The following is an 18266-nucleotide window of genomic DNA, read 5'->3' on the forward strand; positions in this document are numbered from 1 at the left end:
CGAAGGCTTGACATTAACATTAATGTCAATGTTTAGAGTGAGAGAGTTCACTCCTCAACTCAAAAATGTTTTATGAACTCTAGCGCCATGCCAATTCCTCGCTATCGCCAGCTAATCCAAGAACATCCAGACGCAGTGGCAGCAATTATGTGCGGTCTACTCGTTCTCCTTGGTTGGCTAGCACTTAACTTAGGCTGGTTAGGACTCAGCTTAATGATTCTACCCGCCGCCTATGTCATTGGTGGGTACACTAGCGCCCGTGAGGGATTAACTACCCTATTTCAAGAAAAAGAACTGGATGTAGACCTGCTAATGATTGTCGCTGCCTTGGGTGCAGCTAGCTTGGGGTTGTGGCGGCGCGAGTATTATCTAATTGTCGATGGTGCCGCGTTAATTTTGATTTTTGCTATTAGTGGCGCACTCGAAGGCTATGCAATGCAACGCACCGAGCGAAGTATCAAGAGCTTAATGAACTTGACTTCAGATACAGCGCGTGTACTGCATAATGAAATTGAGCAACTTGTTCCTATCTCCGAGTTACAAATAGGCGATCGAGTATTAGTCAAGCCTGGAGAATTGGTTCCCACCGATGGATTGATTGTTGAAGGTTACAGCACTTTCAACGAAGCATCGATCACCGGGGAATCCATGCCAGTTGAGAAAACAATCGGAAATGAAGTCTTTGCTGGCACTATCAATGGCAACGGTGCAATTAAATTAAAGGTGCATCAACCGCCGGAAAGTAGCTTACTTCAACGAGTAATCCGTCTTGTTGAGCAGGCACAGACTGAAACTCCCCCATCGCAGCAGTTTATCGAACGATTTGAACGAGGCTACGCTAAGGTAATTGTGTTAGCAGGATTATTGCTAGCAATTGGGCCTCCATTTCTATGGGGTTGGAACTGGGAAACCACAATTTATCGGGCGCTAGTTTTTTTAGTGGTTGCTTCTCCCTGTGCGTTGATGGCAGCGATTATGCCAACACTTCTGTCAGGGGTTGCCAATGGCGCTCGTAACGGTATTTTATTTAAGAGTGGCGCTCAGTTGGAGACGATGGGGAAAATTAGAGCGATCGCTTTTGACAAAACAGGAACGCTCACTACTGGCAAGCCTCAAGTAGTCAAAGTTGCCACAGTTAAAAACCAGTCTGAAACCCAGTTATTGCAAATAGCTGCCGCTTTAGAAAGTTTGTCTGAGCATCCAATTGGCAATGCGATCGTCCAAGCGGCTCAAGCTAAACATTTAGAATGGACTCAAGCCACCAACGTTCAGGCGCAGACTGGACAGGGAATTGTGGGAGAAGTCGATCGCCAAAAGGCTATAGTCGGCAAAGCAGCATTTGTCCAAGAACAGGTCAACCATTTGCCAGACACACTGACTCAACTGAGCCAACGATTGGAAGAAGAAGGAAAAACAGTTGTGTGGGTGGCTTTAGCAGGACAACCTTTGGGGTTAATCGCGATCGCTGACACAGTGCGAATAGGGGCAGCAGAAGCTCTAGCCAAACTCAAAAAACTGGGGATTGAGAAAATTGTCATGCTGACGGGCGATAACCAGCGTACAGCCCAGAGCATTGCCAAAGAAATTGGCGTAGACGAAGTGTATGCAGAACTTCTACCTGAAGATAAGGTCAACGCGATTCGACAATTCCGGCAAAAGTATCAAACAGTGGCAATGGTGGGAGATGGTATTAATGATGCTCCTGCTTTGGCGCAGGCATCAGTGGGAATTGCAATGGGAACCACTGGCAGTGATGTAGCTTTGGAAACAGCCGATGTAATTTTGATGGCAGACAACCTAGAAAAATTGTCACAGGCGATTCGCTTAGGTCGCCGCTCTCAGACTATCGTCAAACAAAACATTGCGTTTGCCTTGGGTTTCATTGTCTTGCTATTATTTGCCAATTTTACTGGCAATATTACCATGCCTTTAGGCGTAATTGGGCATGAGGGATCTACAGTCCTGGTCACGCTCAGTGGTCTACGATTGTTGAGAAATTAGACTGCTGCTTAAAGCAGACAGAAGGAGCAGGCATCGGAACGCTAATATTTGTAAGTTTTTTGATTTGCAATCAAATAGAAAGAGTATTCCAAGTAATGTCTGGATACTGGCTTTCGTCAGCCTTTTAACGGATGTTAGCTCCGAGACGATTCACTTTCTGTTGCCTCTATTTCTTGTATCGGTGTTGAATGCCGGAGTGTTAACGGTTGGGAAAATTTCAGAAGTCTCATTTTTCCGTCACTCGCCGATGACTAGCTCGCCAAAAGGGGACAAGATTCTGGGACTTGTTTGCAAAACTGAGATGCTCCCCTCCTCTAACTCTTCTTACCAATTTCCTATCTAAACAGTTTCCCCTTTTACTGGCACTAAATAACATCCAGTAATTTTCCATCTGCCGTTAGATTGCTTTTTCATCAGATAAAGTGCCCTGACCAAATTCCCATCCCGATCGAGTAGCAGCACTTGCTGAGCCGGAAATCCTTCAATTGTGGTTATGTTCTCAAACATCACGGAACGAGGACGATAAACTGGTTGATAAGCAGCTTTCACCATCCTCAAAAAGTTGTCTGGCGTCGCGAATTGAGCTTGAATTTCTGAGCTGGCAAAAGAGAAAGCGCCTTCAGCATCATCTTTTTGAAACGCTTCCAGTTGGCTAGAAATGACAGAACGAATAGTCAGGCGATCGCTATCGGTTATTTCCATTTGTTGAGCCTTAACGGGTAAGGTGACAAGTAAAAAAGCTAGCAAGAATTTTAGGAAACAACGGACGAAACGCATCTGCAAATTATTTTGACTCATCGGAGATTTTAGTCTGGGTTGGCAAGCCGGATCGGCATGAGTCAAGAACTATAGTGGAGTCAATTAACCAGATTTAATCTGAGACACCCTATCTTGCATTTCTACATCCACCGAACAAGCGCGAATTTTTCGCCCGATGGCTGGAGGCTGCCGTAGTTCGCGCCGGAGATCCGCAACTAATTCGCATAAGTGTTGCGCTTTCTCTCGATCCAATGGCGTCTCCGGTTGAAAGCTATGTTCAATCTGACGAGCCAATTGAGAACCCCAAGGAAAGCCAAACATTCCTAGAGAACCCGCCAGCTTGTGAGCTGCCCAAACTGCTCGGTGGCGCTCCTCCAAGCCTAATTCGTCTCTCAGTAAGGCAGTGGTTGCCTCCTCAACAACGTCTATCCGGGCGATAATCTCTCCTTGCAAGCGCTCCCAAACTTTCGCCACTGCTGCCTGCGTTTGAGCAAGAGTCGGCGGCTGGTGTAGGGCGGAGGAGATCCCTCGGATTGGAGGATGAGATTGAGCTGGCTTGAGGCGATATCCCACCCCATAAACCGTCTCAATGAGATCGGTGGGAGCGCCTGCGGCTCTCAGTTTCTGCCGCAACCCTTTAATGTGAGAGCGAACGGTTTCTTCAGCGGGTGGTTGCTCAAACGACCACAGGTGTTCCAGAAGCTCGCTGCGGCTAAATACTTGATCCGGACAGCGTACAAACAGTTCTAGTAGCGCATACTGTTTGGGAGTGAGATGCAAATTTTGCCCTTCATAGCGTCCCTCTAAGGTAGGCGGGTCAAGACCCAGGCTTCCATTCTTCAGAATCGGCGGCTTTAATAAACAACAATGACACAGGAGAGTACGGACACGAGCCGCCAATTCTTCTAAATCAAAGGGTTTGACGACATAATCATCCGCACCGGCATCCAGTGCTATGACTTTATCGCCATCAATTTCATGGGCAGCGTATAAGAGAATCGGCATCAGCCGCCCCAAAGAACGTAGCCGCTGGCAAAGACTGATGCCATCAAGTGTGGGCAGCATCACATCTAGCAAAATCAAGTCGTAGGTACCAGTCCGTGCGAATTGCCAGCCTGCTTGCCCATCGGCTGCCCGGTCGATTATATAATTGCGATCGCTGAGGGTTTTGGTGAGAGCTTGTGCCAAATGCTCATCATCTTCCACTAGCAGAATGTTCACTTTGAGATTTCCCCTAATCCTGGTTCGCTTCTCGTCAAGCACTGGCGACAGACGCCCGCAGACATTTTCTACATATATCAATTAATTTGTCAATAGTATTTTAAAAATTAAGCAGTTCTATGAAATTAGATAAACTAAGTTTGCCTGATATTAAAAATAAAAGTAAAAATGCAAATAGTAATCATCACTATAGCAATCCTAAATGATTTGCACTCTCCCTGTAGAGACGCCATAACCGCAAGTCTTCTACACTAAGGCGAATACTCGCGCACAACTTAAATAGGATTGCTATAGACCTCTTGCACGCAGTCGATGGATGCCTACAGACTGAAGTCTGAGGCTATACATACCTATACCCAACGGAAGCGGGTTTTAAGAGTCCGCGCTTACCATTCAAATTAGTAGCTTAGATTGGATAATTTAACTAAATCCTACGGAAGCGGGTTTTAAGAGTCCGTGCAGGCGGACTACCTTTCCAGAAGGCTAAAGCCTTACGGCATGAACGCGCCTACGTTTTTGTAGCCGCGATTACGAACATCGCCAAGTATTTTTGCAAGAGGTCTAATGATGTAGTTGGGTTGAACGAACTTGAAGCCCAACAAATATATAGTGTTATGTTGGGTAACGTTGCCTTAACCCAACCTAAAATGCGCGTCTAGACTATCTGGGTCCGGCAATGTCCAAATACAGTGTAGATGGTCGAGTAAAACAACGCAGGCATCAATTTTAAAAGGATGGTTTTTCATAATGTCTCTGAAAGCATTTCTGGCTCTTCATTACTTGGTATGCTAAAAAGTTGATCCCAAAACTTGAAAGGCTTACCTAGCAAGGTATAACAATTTTGGACTGTATTTTCTATTTAATAAACGCTAAATTGGCTTAAATTTATGGCTAGTATAGCTTGTGGCGCTTCTTGACTATAATTTAGCATACCAACTACGGAAGAGCCGCATTTCTTAATAATGAGACATTTGAAGGAATATATAAAAATTTTCTTCTATTGTGAGCTACTAAGGTAAAAAAATAGGTGCCGACTTCTATTTTTGCTCTACGATATGCAATAGCGTTGAATTGTTTTTAGTTGAGGCTGAGGTGTTGGGTTTCGCTTCACTCAACCCAACCTACACGAGCGAGCGATCGCACTTCCCCAATCCTGGATTGACAGCACCTCTGTTGGCTGATTCGACGCTAATTCCAGGCGATCGCTGTCTTCCCCTCACTCAATGATGTAGTTGGGTTGAACGCACTTGAAGCCCAACAAATATATAGGCTAATCGTTCCTTGCTTGCCCAAACCACATCAGGAATCACGTTATCAGCATCCGTAAAAATGATCCCAGCACCACTCGCAGGTTCTCCTAAACCAGTCTGCCGCGACCAAAAATTCAACTCTGTACAAATGTTGCTACATACCCTGTGATGACCCCAGTGTGGTGCGCGGGTCACAAATAATTCTCCATCCACAATCTCATAGCGATTCCCGTTATCTGGCAACAACTCCAGATCGGCAACTATCCAGGCGCAGAGGAGGAGAGAGAGAAGTTCAGAAATGAACTAGGATTGCTATAAGCAAGATTTCAATATAGCCTATATTTTTTAAAAGTAAATGGTAACGCTGCAACTGAGACAATTAAGCGTACCGCCGGGACATAGAGTAATGTTCCACGATGTAAGCTGGCAAGAATTTGAGGCAATTCTAGAAGAGTTTGGAGAGCATCGTGCGACTCGACTGGCTTACAGTAACGGGACGTTGGAGATTAGAATGCCATTGCCAGAACATGAAGTGAACAAAGAAATCATCGGCGATATGGTAAAAATATTGCTAGAAGAACTTGAAATAGATCGGGAGTGTTTTGGCTCAACCACTTTCAAGCGAAAGGATATGGCGCAAGGTATTGAGCCAGACCAATCCTTTTATATTAAGAATCATGCTTTAATGATTGGGAAAAGACGAATAGACCTGACAGTTGATCCACCCCCTGATTTAGCAATTGAAATTGATATCACTTCTAAGACTCAACTGAGTGCTTATGAGGCGTTGGGAGTTCCTGAACTGTGGCGATATGAAGAGGGTAAACTGCAAATTAATGTGCTTAGAGATGGGATATATGTTGCCTCAGAAATTAGTCCCACCTTTCCCAATCTACAAATTATTGAAATTTTTTCCCAATTGGTTGAACAGAGCCTAATTATAGGAACAAGTCCCACACTCAGAGCATTTCGCAAGTGGGTTATAGAGCAACTTTCATTGTAGGTTGGGTTGAGGTTACGAAACCCAATGCTAGGCATTGGTTGGGTTTCACTTAGTCGCTCAACCCAACCTACAAATATTCTGATACTTACAGGACTCGCCGCACATCACCACATCTGCCACCGGCAACCACAGGGGGATTGAACCCGAAAAAACGCTATATGTATAAGCTTTGCGTAAGTCCTGACTTAGTCCTATTTTCAGATGAAGGTTTTAACCGCGCAGATGGGCAGCTTTTTCCATCAGCTGTTGTTGCAGATTGGCGGGTACCGGCTTATTGGAGGCAAACTCCATTGAGAAGTTAGCTTGACCGGAAGAAAGCGATCGCAACTGTGCGGAATAACCGAACATTTCCACGAACGGGACTTCAGCACGGATGACGGCGTAATTTTCCATCGTCTCAGAACCCAGCAGTACGCCGCGACGAGACGAGAGATCGCCCTGCACTCGTCCCACAAACTCGTTAGGTGTCTCCACTTCCACGACCATAATCGGTTCGAGGATGACTGGCGTTGCTTTGGCAAAGGCTTGCTTGAGTGCAAGACTAGCCGCAGTTCGGAACGCCATTTCCGAAGAGTCAATCGCGTGGTAGGAACCCGCTTCTAAGATCGCTTTGACACCAACAATCGGATAACCGATGAGATGTCCGCTAGCGATCGCTTCGCGGAAACCTTTCTCGCAAGCGGGGATGAATTCTTTGGGAATCGCACCACCAACCACCCGATTCTCGAACGCAAACGGTTCTTCGCAAGGTTCAATCCGACCGATAACATGAGCATATTGACCGAGACCGCCGCCTTGCTTCTTGAGCCTGTAGTCACAGGTTGCCGACTGGGTAGGTAATGCCTTTTTGTTGCTCCAACTCCATGTAGTCCAACGTAGCGCGATCGCTACCTCCCCGAACTTCGCCAATCTTGTAAATTTTGCCCGTGTAGTACAGAATCCGCTCGCTGAGGGTTGTTTTACCAGAGTCGATGTGAGCAGAAATTCCAATATTTCGGATGCGCGTTCGGGGAATCATAGGACAATGCTCTACCTAAAGAGAGCCATGAAAAGACATCTGCCACTTGTGCAGCAATCTTTATGTTACATAAATACTACAAGAGCGTCAAGGGTATGGAAATTGCAGGTAATCTAGAATATATGGCTACTCACAAGGATTGCTTTTATGAGTCAAACAGTAAATCAAGGGGTACGCTGGACTACCGCAGATTTGGAACTATTGCCAGACAACGGCACGCGCTACGAGATTATTAATGGAGAGTTATTTATGTCTAGATCCCCCCACTTGAACCATCAACGCACTTGTGGCAATATGTACCGAAAGTTACAAGATTGGTCAGAAGAAACTGGACTGGGGGAGGCGTTTATTAATCCGGGCATTATTTTCACGGAAGCTGATAATGTAGAGCCGGATGTGATTTGGATTAGCAAAGAAAAATTAGCTGTTTTAGTAGATGAAGCGGGACATTTGACAGGCGCACCAGAGTTAGTTGTAGAGGTGTTATCTTCTGGAGTGCAAAATGAACGCCGAGATAGAGAAGCTAAACTAAAACTATACTCAGTGCGAGGAGTACAAGAATACTGGATTGTTGATTGGCGCTCCTCAAAAATTGAAGTTTATCGCCGTAGTAACGCTGCTTTGCAATTAATTGTCACGCTGTTTAGCAATGATGAAATAAGTTCGCCTTTGTTGCCTAATTTTAGCTGCTTAGTATCTAATTTTTTTTGATGTAAAAAGTTATGGAGGAAGTTGGAATGAACGCACATCGCGTGGAAACTACTCTAACTGAGGACGGAAGACTAACACTCAACAATCTACCTTTTTGTGCTGGCGATTCTGTAGAGGTGATCGTTGTAGTACGAACTGCACCCTCAGCCAAACAGAATATTTATCCGCTTCGTGGTATGCCTATACGTTATAACAATCCAACCGAACCTGTTGCAGAGGAAGATTGGAGCGCTTCAGGATGATTGTTTTAGACACCCACATTTGGGTTTGGTGGGTTCATGGCGATCGCCAACTTACTGAAGATCATTTGAAATGGTTAAATGAACATGAAGCCGATGGTCTTGGTGTCAGCGTCATTTCATGTTGGGAAGTTGCCAAGTTGGTAGAGTACAACCGACTGATGCTGCCATCTTCAGTTAAGGAGTGGTTTGAGCAAGCTTTGGCGTATCCTGGCATCAGTTTGCTAAACCTGACATGGCAAATTGCCCTCGAATCAACGCAGCTGCCAGGTAGCTTTCACCGCGATCCAGCAGATCAAATAATCGTCGCCACAGCCAGAATCTATGACTGTCCATTGCTGACTGCTGACGAAAAGATTCTCAATTATCCTCATGTGAAAACTTTGAAAAAGAGAAGTTAGCGCGATCGCTTCTTGTCCTTTGTCCCAGATAATATAAGTCAGCGCGATCGCATCCCAACACTGGCAAATCGCATTCTACCCGGTTGCGCTCAAAGACGCGATCGCTTGTGCAAACCAACCAGCAGCACTAATATTTGTTCCTTCACTTAAACGTTCTAGAGTTTGTTCTAGCAGGGAAATTGACAATCCCGCTAAAGTAACAGAAGAGGCACATTGTTGATATTTTCCATCGGCTTGTAAACGAAATGCTAAAACTCGTTTTCCCTTAACATCAATTACCCAATATTCAGGAATGGACAAATCTGCATAAATTTGTTTCTTTTCATCTAAATCAGTTGCTAGTGTAGTATCACCAACTTCACCAACTAAATCGGGAACTCGCCACTGAGATAAGTTAATGCGGCGCAGTTCTCCCTCTTGCCATTGCGGGATACCTTCACTAATGTATAAAACTATATCTGGCGATGCGGCTCGTGTATTTGGCTTTTCCATCAAACAACCACCCAAAGAACTAGCAGTTTGTTCTGAAAAGCGCGTAAACTAAATAAAAAACAGCGAAGAGGTTATTGACGCTGGCGTGATTGATTCCTTCATTTCCCATATCAACAAAAAGGTATTTCCCGTTAAAAAACAGCCTGGTTATCTCTGGGTTAGGATCGTCACGATACCGTAAGTAATCTTCCCACGTTGCGGGTTGCCAGCGAGGGATAAGATTAGCAAGGGCTGGTTGTTGACTTGTCGGAATTGATGCTGTCATGGGTGAAGTTTGCCAGGGAAGTGATAGTGTTATTTTAATTCCACTCGCTAGCGGGAATGCGATCGCCTTCTCAATCCTTGCAAACTCGATCAAAGTATAAAAAAAGCTGACCTGTAATTTTGGTCAGCTCATAAAATTAGATTTAGCTAGAAATCTTAAGTCCAGTAGAGAATGCGTCCTTGAGGAAAGCGCTTAGTAATCTCACCCTCAAAAAAGCGCCGTAGCGTCTTCATCGTGTCAGTGTCATAAACATACTTGGTGCCACCAAACTTGTTACGTTTAACGGTGCGCGTTTCTTCGTCCATGTCCAGCTTTGATTGGGGATACCAAGTTTGCAAAACCTCTTTTGATCCAGGGGTAAAGCGGTGAGAAATCAACTCGAAAGTCAAGTCACAATCAAAATCGAGTGCTTCGCTAATCGAGTCAAACAAACGGGTGTAATGTATCTCCCAATCCTCTATAGGCATAATCGGCGCAATCACTAAACCCACTGGATACCCGCCACCACCAGAAGATCGAGGTAAAGCCAACCGCCGCAAAGCTTGAAGCCGGGAAGCTACCGACGCTGTACCGCCTTCAAACCGACGATACACCGGATCGGCATTTACACTGATTCGACAACGGGTGTGACCATTGTGCGGCAAGTCGAGTAATTCATCCACCGCGTCGAACTTGGAAACCCAACGCAGATGTCCGTTCGTGCGCGTGCCAAAGTAGCGGATACATTCAGCGAGGCTGCCTGTTAAATGCTCGATGCCCAAGGGGTCAGTGTAGCAGCTAACCTCAAAACTTGTGGCATCGCTTTGTCCTTCGTAAGCTGCCAGATTCTCCAATATCTGCGGCAAGTTGGCAAAGACGCGAATCACGGGTGGTCCTGATAAACTACCGGCTAAATAACAGTATTGGCAGTGTGCTGGACAGCCTTCAGCGATGTGAAATTGCCAGTCAGCCGATGGCGGGATGGGGCTGAGTTTGAAGGAACTAGGCGGTGCGGTGACGACGGCGAGGGTACGCTTGGCGATGTTGTAGGTATCGCGATCGCTCTCGCCACGCAAACCAGTGAGGCGGTTTCGCGGCAACTCTTCTACGGGTAAGTTGAGCGACTGGAGGCGAGAAAGTATCTGCTGACCGTAAGGTTCTTCTAAGGCAGCTGGTGTGAATAAAACTCGCTCTGGCATCCACAAACGAGCGGATGGTGCTTCTGGTGATGAAATGTTGTCAGCGATCGCGTGCATACTTTCAAGTTCTCCGTATTTATCAACTTGGAGCTTAAGTAAGGGGTAATCATGATTACCCCTTACCCATGACCTTAATTCTCTAAAACTTGGCGGATGCGCCGTTCCAACAGTTCCAGATCCAGACCGCCTTCATCACGACTAATCCGACGCACAGTTGAGTTAACGTTGCCCAAATCTACCAATAAATCTTGGAGAATTTCTTGCTGTTGACGCGCTTGAGTGACTTCACGCGGTTCTTGTACCAAGTCACGAATGATGGTATCTTCAGCCCGCGAGGCAACGATGGGGTCAGCTTCCCCTTGTAGATGAACGAAGGTTCGCCGCCCCGGTCCGCGCTCTTCCTCGATTGGGATAATTGCTGTCACCTGGTCGGATCGCACGTACTTTCCAAATCCGAGATGGACTAAGACCGCTGACTGTAGTTTCATTTAAAAGAATGCTTATTTTCTCGCTTACTTCTATTTTACACTTTTGCAAAAAGACCTAAGACCTAGAGCTAGAGCGGGTTATACTGCCTTAAGAGTAGTAGTATCCGGTGGCGATCGCGCGATTTTTTGACACGGCTATCATCGGCGCAAAATATCTGTTTACGAAAAATAGTTATCTGTACCTTGACAAAATGCAATTTTTACCATCGGGATTCCCGGCTGGTTGGATGCGATGCTTGACTTGCCTACGGATAGCCTTGTCAAGTCAGATTTAGACCAATTGGTGGCTGAATGCGATCGCTGAGCGAAAGATTCGATTTCCTATGAGATATTATCTGCATAACCCTCTAGGAAATTAGAGAGTGCAAGATGATTAAAAGTTTGTGGCAACCTCCCCGCCTGCGGACTGCTGAAGAGAACGAAAAAGAACGACGCGCTACCTGGCTGGAACTTTTTTATGACTTGGTATTTGTGGCAGCGATCGCGGAAGTCGCGCATAATCTTAACGAACACGTTTCGCTGTTGGGTTTTTTCGGCTACGTGCTGCTGTTTGTGCCGATTTGGTGGTCTTGGGTTGGGGCGACTTTTTACGCAAGTCGGTTCGATACCGACGACTTAGGACACCGACTGCTGACATTACTGCAAATGATCGCGATCGCCGTGCTGGCAGTAAACGTGCATTACGGCTTAGGAAAAACTTCCGACGGCTTCGCCCTTTCCTACGTCACCGTTCGATGTATTTTAATTGCCCAGTATCTGATTGCTGGATACTTTGTGGTGGCAGCACGTAAGTTGACAACTTGGTACGCTACAGGCTTTAGCATCGCCGCCGCCATCTGGCTAATCTCAATTTTTGTACCAATTCCTTGGCGTTTTTGGCTTTGGGGATTAGGTTTTATTATCGACTTTGGCACACCTCTCACCGCCGGAAAGTTGGTTGCCAAGGTGCCGCCGAGCTTTTCACACATCCCAGAACGTTTAGGCTTATTTACGATTATCGTGTTGGGTGAGGCGGTGATTGCCGTAGTTAAAGGCGTTTCTCAGCTGCAATGGGGTTTTGCATCTGCCACTGTGGCTGTGCTAGGGATGATTGTTGCTTTTAGCCTGTGGTGGATCTACTTTGACAGCGTGGATGGTTCACCCCTGCGGGCGATGGGAGTTGGCAACATGAAAATTGGTTTAATCTGGCTCTATTCCCATTTACCCCTCGCCATTGGCATTGCTGCTGCTGGTGTGGGTGTAGAACATATTGTCGTGTCCAGTAAAACGGCAGAAGCATTACCCAGTAACGAACGATGGCTGATCTGCGGCGCTGTAGCGATTTGCTTGACAGCGTTGGCGGCGATTCACCTGATTACCTGTACTTTGGGGACAAGGCGACACCGTAAGATTTTAGCCGCCTATCGCTTGGGTTCTGCGGCTTTTATTCTGGTTATTGCGATCGCGGGTGTCGCTTTGTCACCTTTTGCAGTCGTTGGCTTGGTGGCTTTAGCTTGTGCTGTGCAAGTGGTGGTGGGTTTACTGGCAAGCCCTCAAGTTCAGCCTGAGGCAAACTGCTGACAATATACGACAAAGGTATTAAGCCAGTCTCAGAGTTGGGGAAGCGATCGCTTACTTTTCTCAAAACTGCGTGCGATCGCGATGATTCCAACATCCAACACACCGGATAGTTTCTATTTTCCTCTGTCTAGAGGGATGAAGCCGGAACCGCAGAAGATGATGAAGCTGGCGTTGCAGGCGATCGCTTCCCAATCGATGCCTGGAATATAGGATAGTTCCCATATTTTCCTAAAGGTAAGAATTCTATCGTGAACTGCTGATTTTTTAAAAGTAGTTTTACATCTTCAGGTTTTTTCTTAGAGATTTGGCAGGACTTAGTGTAATAGCAGACATAAATAAATTTCTGTTGTTTCTGCTCAAGTAACGCCTCGCCTAAAGTTTGTAAATCCTGAGGTTCTTTAGCTAGGAAAAATACTTTTTCAGGTAACGGTGCTTGGAGAACTTGAGCAACATATTGATTGGACATGGCGACTACTGTTTCTGGTTGCGATCGCAAAAACTGGATAGCCGGGGAAATTCCTTGGTAAATTTTACTGATATAAGCCGTACCAGAATAGGTGTTTATATAAACCCCGATGATAAAAAGCACCAAGAAAATAACCGTACCTATCTTTTTGATGCTTCCTTTAGTCAGTCTCCGGACTAATTCAAACTCTTTGATGGCGATTAAGCAAATTAGCGGTACCAAAACTAGCAAAAACCGAGATCCCCATTGCTTACCTCCAGCACCAGCCGGAACCATGACAGCAACCGCTACAGTAAATAAGAAACAGATTGCATAGATAACCGTCATTCCCAAGCTTAGTTTTAGCTTTTGTCCTTTGAATAAACTTATTCCCAGATATAAAGCTGCAAATAAGGTAATGGGGAAATAATAAAATAAATCCGAACTCATTTGCTCGAAATTCTTAACCGCCACTAATAATCTATCGACGAGTGAGAATTTCTCTACTATCTGAACCGAATGCATTCCCAGAGGATGCTTGTAAATTAATGTATTTAGTACGAAGAAGATAGCGATTGTAAAAAATGTGCTGACGACAAAGAGTTCTTTTCTTTTAGCTAAAAATTGAATTTTCTTTAATTTTAAAAAAGATGCCGCATAAACCAGGACACTCAAAAGCGCAACGATGCCTAGAATTTCTTCTCTAAACCAAACAGATAAGCCAATGCATATCCCACTTAATACAGCATCCTTTTTAGACAACCCTTCGGTTCCAGGTATTAATAAAGTTGCCATACCCTGAAAACAAAGCGCTACAGCTAGGGTATGTTCCCAATACATCGCACTATAGATAGATAAAGGGGAAGCAAAAATTAGAATAGCCAGCGCGATCGCTGTGCTAAAAGCTTTTAATCTTAAACGTCGGCAAGCAAAATAAAAGCTTACCCATACAGCCCAAGTTGCAATCAGGGGAACTACGTATAATCCTCTATATCCAAAAAGCGCTTGGAAAGGTGCAGTAACCAGAGGAAAAGTAAACGGAAATGTGATATAATACTGACCAAATCTGTTATAAACAAACGGTTCTTGAAACGGATATAATCCATTTTGCCAAAGATTACGAACCCATTGTTCTACAGGTAAGTTTAGGTCAAAGCGAAACTGACCGCTGCTAAATTGCTTAGCTAACAAAGCTTTAAGCCCAGCATCTCCACTAAAAAAGACATCATTTGGGAGTTGCCATTGCAAAAACAGTGAAAACAAAACACCCGCTAAAATAACCAGCAAGGGAAATTTATATTGGTTAATAGCTTTACTATCAGATTCTCTAGGAGTAGAAGTAACATCTCTCCAGGTTTTTGACATATAATTTCTCATTTACTACTTCCTCAAACTACAAACATTAATATTAAAATCAAGATTCACAAGCGGCTCCCATTTGGGGTAGCTAGCCATTCCACACTTTTTAATTTTCAATCTCCTTAATTATGGATTTTAAAAATCAGGTACTTACGTAAAAGCTGGGAGTTCAAGAATTAGGTTCGCTATATTTTAAGCAATTGGACTCAAATTCTACGACCAGGGACGGGCTATCTTTACTCAATCTTTAAATAATTGCTATTTTTCAGCTTAAGTTGTAAAGATTGGGTGAAGTGATGTCTAAACTACACAGAAGCACGGAAATTTGATGAAACCAAGACGGGGCAATATGCCCGCAACCAATAGAACTGAATGAAATCTATGGATTTTAGAGGTAGTTTTTATCGATAACCTTCCGAATAAACCGACAATGGAACTAAACTGCCCTCCTGAAGCATAGGGAGAGAAATTTTGATTCAATGCTTGTGGGCACGCTGACACGATAGCTAGTTTCTCCAGCCGATTCGCTAACGCGATCGCGGGTGTCTGATTATAAATATTTACTATTTCATACCATTAAATCGCTCGGTATTTGGCTAAATTTGCTCAATATAGAAAACGCCAAAGAGGCTTGGTGCAAAATTAGGCGTGGGTTTTGGTTTTATATCGATTTTGGCTACCCGATGAACCCGTGAAACTTATTGCTGGCGCTGAAGAGCGAACTCCCAGAAAAAGCATTTACTGCCAAAATTGAGAAGAGTGACCTACTTTACCCGGAAGTGCTGTGACGACTAAAACTGTTGATGCCATTCTTGAGCGTGCCCTGGCAGGTGGCGATTTGTCACAAGAAGAGGGAGTTGTACTATTAAAGCAAACCGATCCAGATGTCCAGTCAGCGATTCGAGAAACAGCTGACAAGCTGCGACTCAGCCAAGCGGGTGAGACTGTCACCTATGTGATCAATCGCAATATTAACTTCACCAATATCTGCGAACAACACTGTAGTTTCTGTGCCTTTCGCCGGGATGAAGGCGAAGAAGGCGCATTTTGGTTAGAGAGTCCCCAAATTTTGGAAAAAGCCACCGATGGAGTCCGGCGGGGTGCGACGGAGATTTGTATGCAGGGGGGACTGCATCTCCAGGCAAAAATCAACGGTGCTTCTTTGCCTTATTACCTGCGACTGGTGAAGACAATCAAAGAGGAATTTCCCCAACTGCACCTCCACGCCTTCTCCCCCCAGGAAGTACAATTCATTGCCAGGGAAGATGGTCTTAGCTACGAGTCGGTGATTGCGGCGCTGCGAGATGCCGGTGTTGGCTCAATGCCGGGGACGGCGGCGGAAGTTTTGAACGATGAAGTGCGACGAGTCCTTTGTCCGGAAAAGCTGGATACAGCAACTTGGCTGGAAATTGTGGAAACGGCACACAAGTTAGGAATGCCAACAACTAGCACGATGCTTTCGGGTCATATTGAGACGCCAGAACAGCAGATGCAGCATTTAGAAAAGTTGCGATCGCTCCAACAAACCGCGATCGCCCAAGGATATCCTGCCCGGATTAGCGAATTTATCCTGTTACCTTTCGTCGGTCAAGAAGCCCCCAAACCCCTGCGTCGTCGCGTGGGACGAGATCAACCGATTCTGGAAGACGCCCTGTTGCTGACTGCTGTGGCGCGAATTTTTTTAGGAAACTGGATTCCCAACCATCAACCCAGCTGGGTTAAACTCGGTCTTGCAGGTGCGGTGGAAGCTCTGAAAGGGGGCTGCAATGACATCGGCGGCACCTTAATGGAGGAGCATATTACGACAATGGCTGGGGCAGTTGGCGGCACCTGCATGGAAGTGGAAACTTTGCAGGAAGCAATTAGTTCATTAGGGCGTCCTTACCAACAAAGGGATACACTCTACAGAGTGCTAAAGAGGGACACGGTTGCTGTTCTCTCCTGAGCGGGCAGTCAGATTTCGCCCTCCTCAGATCCGGGCGTAAGCGTTGCACAGCATTTGCATCCGAATCAGTCGGTTGTTGCTCAAGATGGCTCGCCCGAATGCTTCGCTCCTACGACTCTTGACTTGGTTTATGCCTCAGAAAAATCAACGTTCCCTTCTGACTGTGGCAGCTGCCGTGTTGCTGATTGCTGGCGGCGCAGTGGCTTACTGGCTGCTGATGCAGCGGAATCTGTTTCAGGGCGATGTCCCGGTGGGTGCCGAGATGGTTCCCCAAGATACCTTACTCGCCGTGTCAGTTTCCACTGATGAAAAGCAATGGCAGCAACTGCGGCAGTATGGCACTCCCGCTAGCCAAGCCGCATTTGGCAAACAACTCGCTGAACTGGAAAAAAATCTCCTCACCGCTAACGGCTACAACTACCAGCAAGATATCAAGCCTTGGGTAGGCAAAGAAGTCACGATCGCTTTTTTGTCACAGCAGCTACCCCAGAATCCCAATGCCGTCCCGGTTGGGCAACAATCGGTGGTGATGGTACTACCGATTGAAAATCCTCTGCAAGCAAAGCAAGCTCTAGAAAAATCCAGAAACCCGACATCTAGCAAGTTAGTTGAACGCAATTACAAAGGCATCAAGATTCGAGAAACCCAAGGCAGTTCCGCCCAGAACTTCTCAACGACGCTGCTGGATCGTTCCTTAATTGTTAGCACCGATCCGAAAGGGACGGAGCGTGTCATTGACGCTTATAAAGGCGGTGCCTCCCTGGCGGATACTCCGGGCTACGCAGAGGCTTTAGGTAAGATTAAAGCGGGAGTGCCATTTGCCAAAGTGTATTTTAATGTGCCTGTAGCGACAGCAATGGCAGCCAATTATTCGGCGCGATCGCTTTCTCCCCAAAATCTCGCCTCCGTTCAACAAAGGCAGGGGGTAGGCGCGACGGTAACTTTGGAACCAGAGGGAATTCTGTTTAAAGGAGTTTCTTGGCTGAAGCCGAATAGCGATACAAAGTACGTGGTGGAAAATAATGCCAAGAGTATGCCTCGGCGTCTCCCTGGCAATACCCTGATAATGACCTCTGGTGGCAATTTGCAGCAGTTGTGGCAAGATTACGTCCAGGGTGCCCAAGCGAATCCGCTGATCCGGGTGAGTCCAGAACAGATGAAAGCGGAGATTCGGTCTAAATTGGGTCAAGATTTAGAGGAAGATTTGCTGCCTTGGATGAAAGGCGAGTTTTCTCTGGCTTTAATTCCCACACCTCAAGGAACTCCCTCGATTTTAGGTGCTGGGGTGGCGTTCCTAGTGCAGACAAGCGATCGCGCTAGAGCTGAAAAATCCCTCAAGCAGCTGGATGAGGTGATGGCACAGCAATATAAGTTTCAGGTACAAGAAACGACTCTCAACGGTCAACCCATCATCAATTGGACATCGCAACTGGGTGGCTTAGCCGCCACTCACGGCTGGTTAGATGGCAATGTCGCTTTCCTGACATTGGGGGCACCTGTTGCTAGTACTATCGTCCCCAAGCCCCAAGCGACTTTAGCGGACAGCGAGTTATTCAAACAAGCGCTTGGGCAGCAGCTCAATCCCAAGAACGGTCTGTTTTTCATTGATGTTGACCGTACCATTAACGCCGGGAATCTGTCGCTCTCGCAAGTCGATCCCAATCAAAAAATCTTTACAAACGCGATGCGCTCTATTGGCGTCACGGGTGGCATCAGTAGCGATCGCAGTAGCCGTTTTGATATCTTCGTCAATATGAAGAAAGTTGGAGAACCCAGTCCTAGCCCCTCTCCTTAAATTTTCCTTTTTTTAACGCTCTCGGTACGCAAAGGTTTACGCTCTCGGTACGCAAAGGAATTATTGGGTTTTGCGTACCTCTGCAATTGCCTTGGCGGGACGAGAGCGTTAAAAAAAATAACAATCAGTTGTCTAA

Annotated in this window: 17 protein-coding genes and 3 pseudogenes; 9 read left to right on the forward strand and 11 right to left on the reverse strand. The window is 45.9% G+C overall.

What is annotated here, in order from left to right; all coding sequences use genetic code 11:
* Nucleotides 1-72 precede the first annotated feature (72 nt).
* Nucleotides 73-2001 (forward strand): heavy metal translocating P-type ATPase, encoded by a 1929-nt coding sequence (locus ACFW2W_RS00090; RefSeq protein WP_378171754.1) that lies wholly within the window; start codon nucleotides 73-75, stop codon nucleotides 1999-2001.
* A gap of 339 nt (nucleotides 2002-2340) precedes the next feature.
* On the opposite strand, the gene ACFW2W_RS00095 is transcribed toward ACFW2W_RS00090, so the two are convergent.
* The 3 genes and pseudogenes from ACFW2W_RS00095 to ACFW2W_RS00105 form a co-directional block, all read right to left on the reverse strand.
* Nucleotides 2341-2799 carry a DUF4864 domain-containing protein gene (locus ACFW2W_RS00095; RefSeq protein WP_378171756.1) on the reverse strand — a complete coding sequence of 153 codons (459 nt, stop codon included), beginning with the start codon at nucleotides 2797-2799 and terminating at the stop codon, nucleotides 2341-2343.
* A 63-nt stretch (nucleotides 2800-2862) separates the two neighbouring features.
* Nucleotides 2863-3981: a response regulator gene (locus ACFW2W_RS00100; RefSeq protein WP_378171758.1), complete on the reverse strand. Its 1119-nt coding sequence runs from the start codon at nucleotides 3979-3981 to the stop codon at nucleotides 2863-2865.
* A 948-nt stretch (nucleotides 3982-4929) separates the two neighbouring features.
* Nucleotides 4930-5043: pseudogene (locus ACFW2W_RS00105) on the reverse strand (transposase); the annotation flags it as partial.
* A gap of 33 nt (nucleotides 5044-5076) precedes the next feature.
* Here ACFW2W_RS00105 and ACFW2W_RS00110 point away from each other — a divergent pair.
* The gene (locus ACFW2W_RS00110) at nucleotides 5077-5208 is read left to right on the forward strand and encodes a hypothetical protein (protein ID WP_378171759.1); all 132 of its coding nucleotides are present in this window, start codon (nucleotides 5077-5079) and stop codon (nucleotides 5206-5208) included.
* A 35-nt stretch (nucleotides 5209-5243) separates the two neighbouring features.
* On the opposite strand, the pseudogene ACFW2W_RS00115 reads toward ACFW2W_RS00110, so the two are convergent.
* Nucleotides 5244-5531: pseudogene (locus ACFW2W_RS00115) on the reverse strand (Uma2 family endonuclease); the annotation flags it as partial.
* A gap of 55 nt (nucleotides 5532-5586) precedes the next feature.
* On the opposite strand from ACFW2W_RS00115, the gene ACFW2W_RS00120 reads away from it, so the two are divergent.
* Nucleotides 5587-6234, forward strand: coding sequence for a Uma2 family endonuclease (locus ACFW2W_RS00120; RefSeq protein WP_378171761.1), 648 nt, complete (start codon nucleotides 5587-5589; stop codon nucleotides 6232-6234).
* 210 nt (nucleotides 6235-6444) lie between these two features.
* Here ACFW2W_RS00120 and fusA read toward each other — a convergent pair.
* Nucleotides 6445-7065 (reverse strand): annotated as a pseudogene (gene fusA / locus ACFW2W_RS00125) (elongation factor G); the annotation flags it as partial.
* Nucleotides 7049-7252: a GTP-binding protein gene (locus ACFW2W_RS00130; protein ID WP_378171763.1), complete on the reverse strand. Its 204-nt coding sequence runs from the start codon at nucleotides 7250-7252 to the stop codon at nucleotides 7049-7051. The gene ACFW2W_RS00130 and the pseudogene fusA, both read right to left, overlap by 17 nt.
* 147 nt (nucleotides 7253-7399) lie before the next feature.
* Here ACFW2W_RS00130 and ACFW2W_RS00135 point away from each other — a divergent pair, with 147 nt between their 5' ends.
* The 3 genes from ACFW2W_RS00135 to ACFW2W_RS00145 are packed head-to-tail and all read left to right on the forward strand — an operon-like array spanning nucleotide 7400 to nucleotide 8603.
* On the forward strand, nucleotides 7400-7963 hold the full coding sequence (locus tag ACFW2W_RS00135) for a Uma2 family endonuclease (protein WP_378171765.1): 564 nt from the start codon (nucleotides 7400-7402) through the stop codon (nucleotides 7961-7963).
* Nucleotides 7964-7989: 26 nt separating this feature from the next.
* Complete coding sequence (locus ACFW2W_RS00140) at nucleotides 7990-8205, forward strand: hypothetical protein (RefSeq protein ID WP_378171767.1); 216 nt, start codon at nucleotides 7990-7992, stop codon at nucleotides 8203-8205.
* A complete protein-coding gene (locus tag ACFW2W_RS00145) occupies nucleotides 8202-8603 on the forward strand; it encodes a type II toxin-antitoxin system VapC family toxin (RefSeq protein ID WP_378171769.1) in 402 nt (133 codons plus the stop codon). Before ACFW2W_RS00140 ends, ACFW2W_RS00145 begins: the two co-directional genes overlap by 4 nt.
* 75 nt (nucleotides 8604-8678) lie before the next feature.
* Here the strand turns inward: ACFW2W_RS00145 and ACFW2W_RS00150 are convergent, their stop codons facing one another.
* The 4 genes from ACFW2W_RS00150 to ACFW2W_RS00165 all read right to left on the reverse strand — a co-directional run bounded on the left by ACFW2W_RS00150 (nucleotide 8679) and on the right by ACFW2W_RS00165 (nucleotide 11026).
* A complete protein-coding gene (locus ACFW2W_RS00150) occupies nucleotides 8679-9095 on the reverse strand; it encodes a Uma2 family endonuclease (protein ID WP_378171770.1) in 417 nt (138 codons plus the stop codon).
* 19 nt (nucleotides 9096-9114) lie between these two features.
* Entirely contained in the window at nucleotides 9115-9360 is a 246-nt protein-coding gene (locus tag ACFW2W_RS00155; RefSeq protein WP_378171772.1) for a hypothetical protein, read from the reverse strand.
* A 155-nt stretch (nucleotides 9361-9515) separates the two neighbouring features.
* The gene (locus ACFW2W_RS00160) at nucleotides 9516-10595 is read right to left on the reverse strand and encodes a spore photoproduct lyase family protein (RefSeq protein WP_378171774.1); all 1080 of its coding nucleotides are present in this window, start codon (nucleotides 10593-10595) and stop codon (nucleotides 9516-9518) included.
* Between the two features lie 74 nt (nucleotides 10596-10669).
* A complete protein-coding gene (locus tag ACFW2W_RS00165; RefSeq protein WP_378171776.1) occupies nucleotides 10670-11026 on the reverse strand; it encodes a hypothetical protein in 357 nt (118 codons plus the stop codon).
* Between the two features lie 369 nt (nucleotides 11027-11395).
* Here ACFW2W_RS00165 and ACFW2W_RS00170 point away from each other — a divergent pair, with 369 nt between their 5' ends.
* A complete protein-coding gene (locus ACFW2W_RS00170) occupies nucleotides 11396-12586 on the forward strand; it encodes a low temperature requirement protein A (RefSeq protein WP_378171777.1) in 1191 nt (396 codons plus the stop codon).
* A gap of 127 nt (nucleotides 12587-12713) precedes the next feature.
* On the opposite strand, the gene ACFW2W_RS00175 is transcribed toward ACFW2W_RS00170, so the two are convergent.
* A complete protein-coding gene (locus tag ACFW2W_RS00175; protein WP_378171779.1) occupies nucleotides 12714-14396 on the reverse strand; it encodes an LA_3751/LA_3752 family putative glycosyltransferase in 1683 nt (560 codons plus the stop codon).
* A gap of 778 nt (nucleotides 14397-15174) precedes the next feature.
* On the opposite strand from ACFW2W_RS00175, the gene cofH reads away from it, so the two are divergent.
* Nucleotides 15175-16335 (forward strand): 7,8-didemethyl-8-hydroxy-5-deazariboflavin synthase subunit CofH, encoded by a 1161-nt coding sequence (cofH, locus tag ACFW2W_RS00180; protein ID WP_378171781.1) that lies wholly within the window; start codon nucleotides 15175-15177, stop codon nucleotides 16333-16335.
* Between the two features lie 43 nt (nucleotides 16336-16378).
* Entirely contained in the window at nucleotides 16379-18130 is a 1752-nt protein-coding gene (locus ACFW2W_RS00185) for a DUF3352 domain-containing protein (protein ID WP_378171782.1), read from the forward strand.
* Nucleotides 18131-18266 lie beyond the last annotated feature (136 nt).

Origin of the sequence: Coleofasciculus sp. H7-2 (genome assembly GCF_042747725.1) — a bacterium.
Taxonomy (GTDB): Bacteria; Cyanobacteriota; Cyanobacteriia; order Cyanobacteriales; family FACHB-T130; genus FACHB-T130.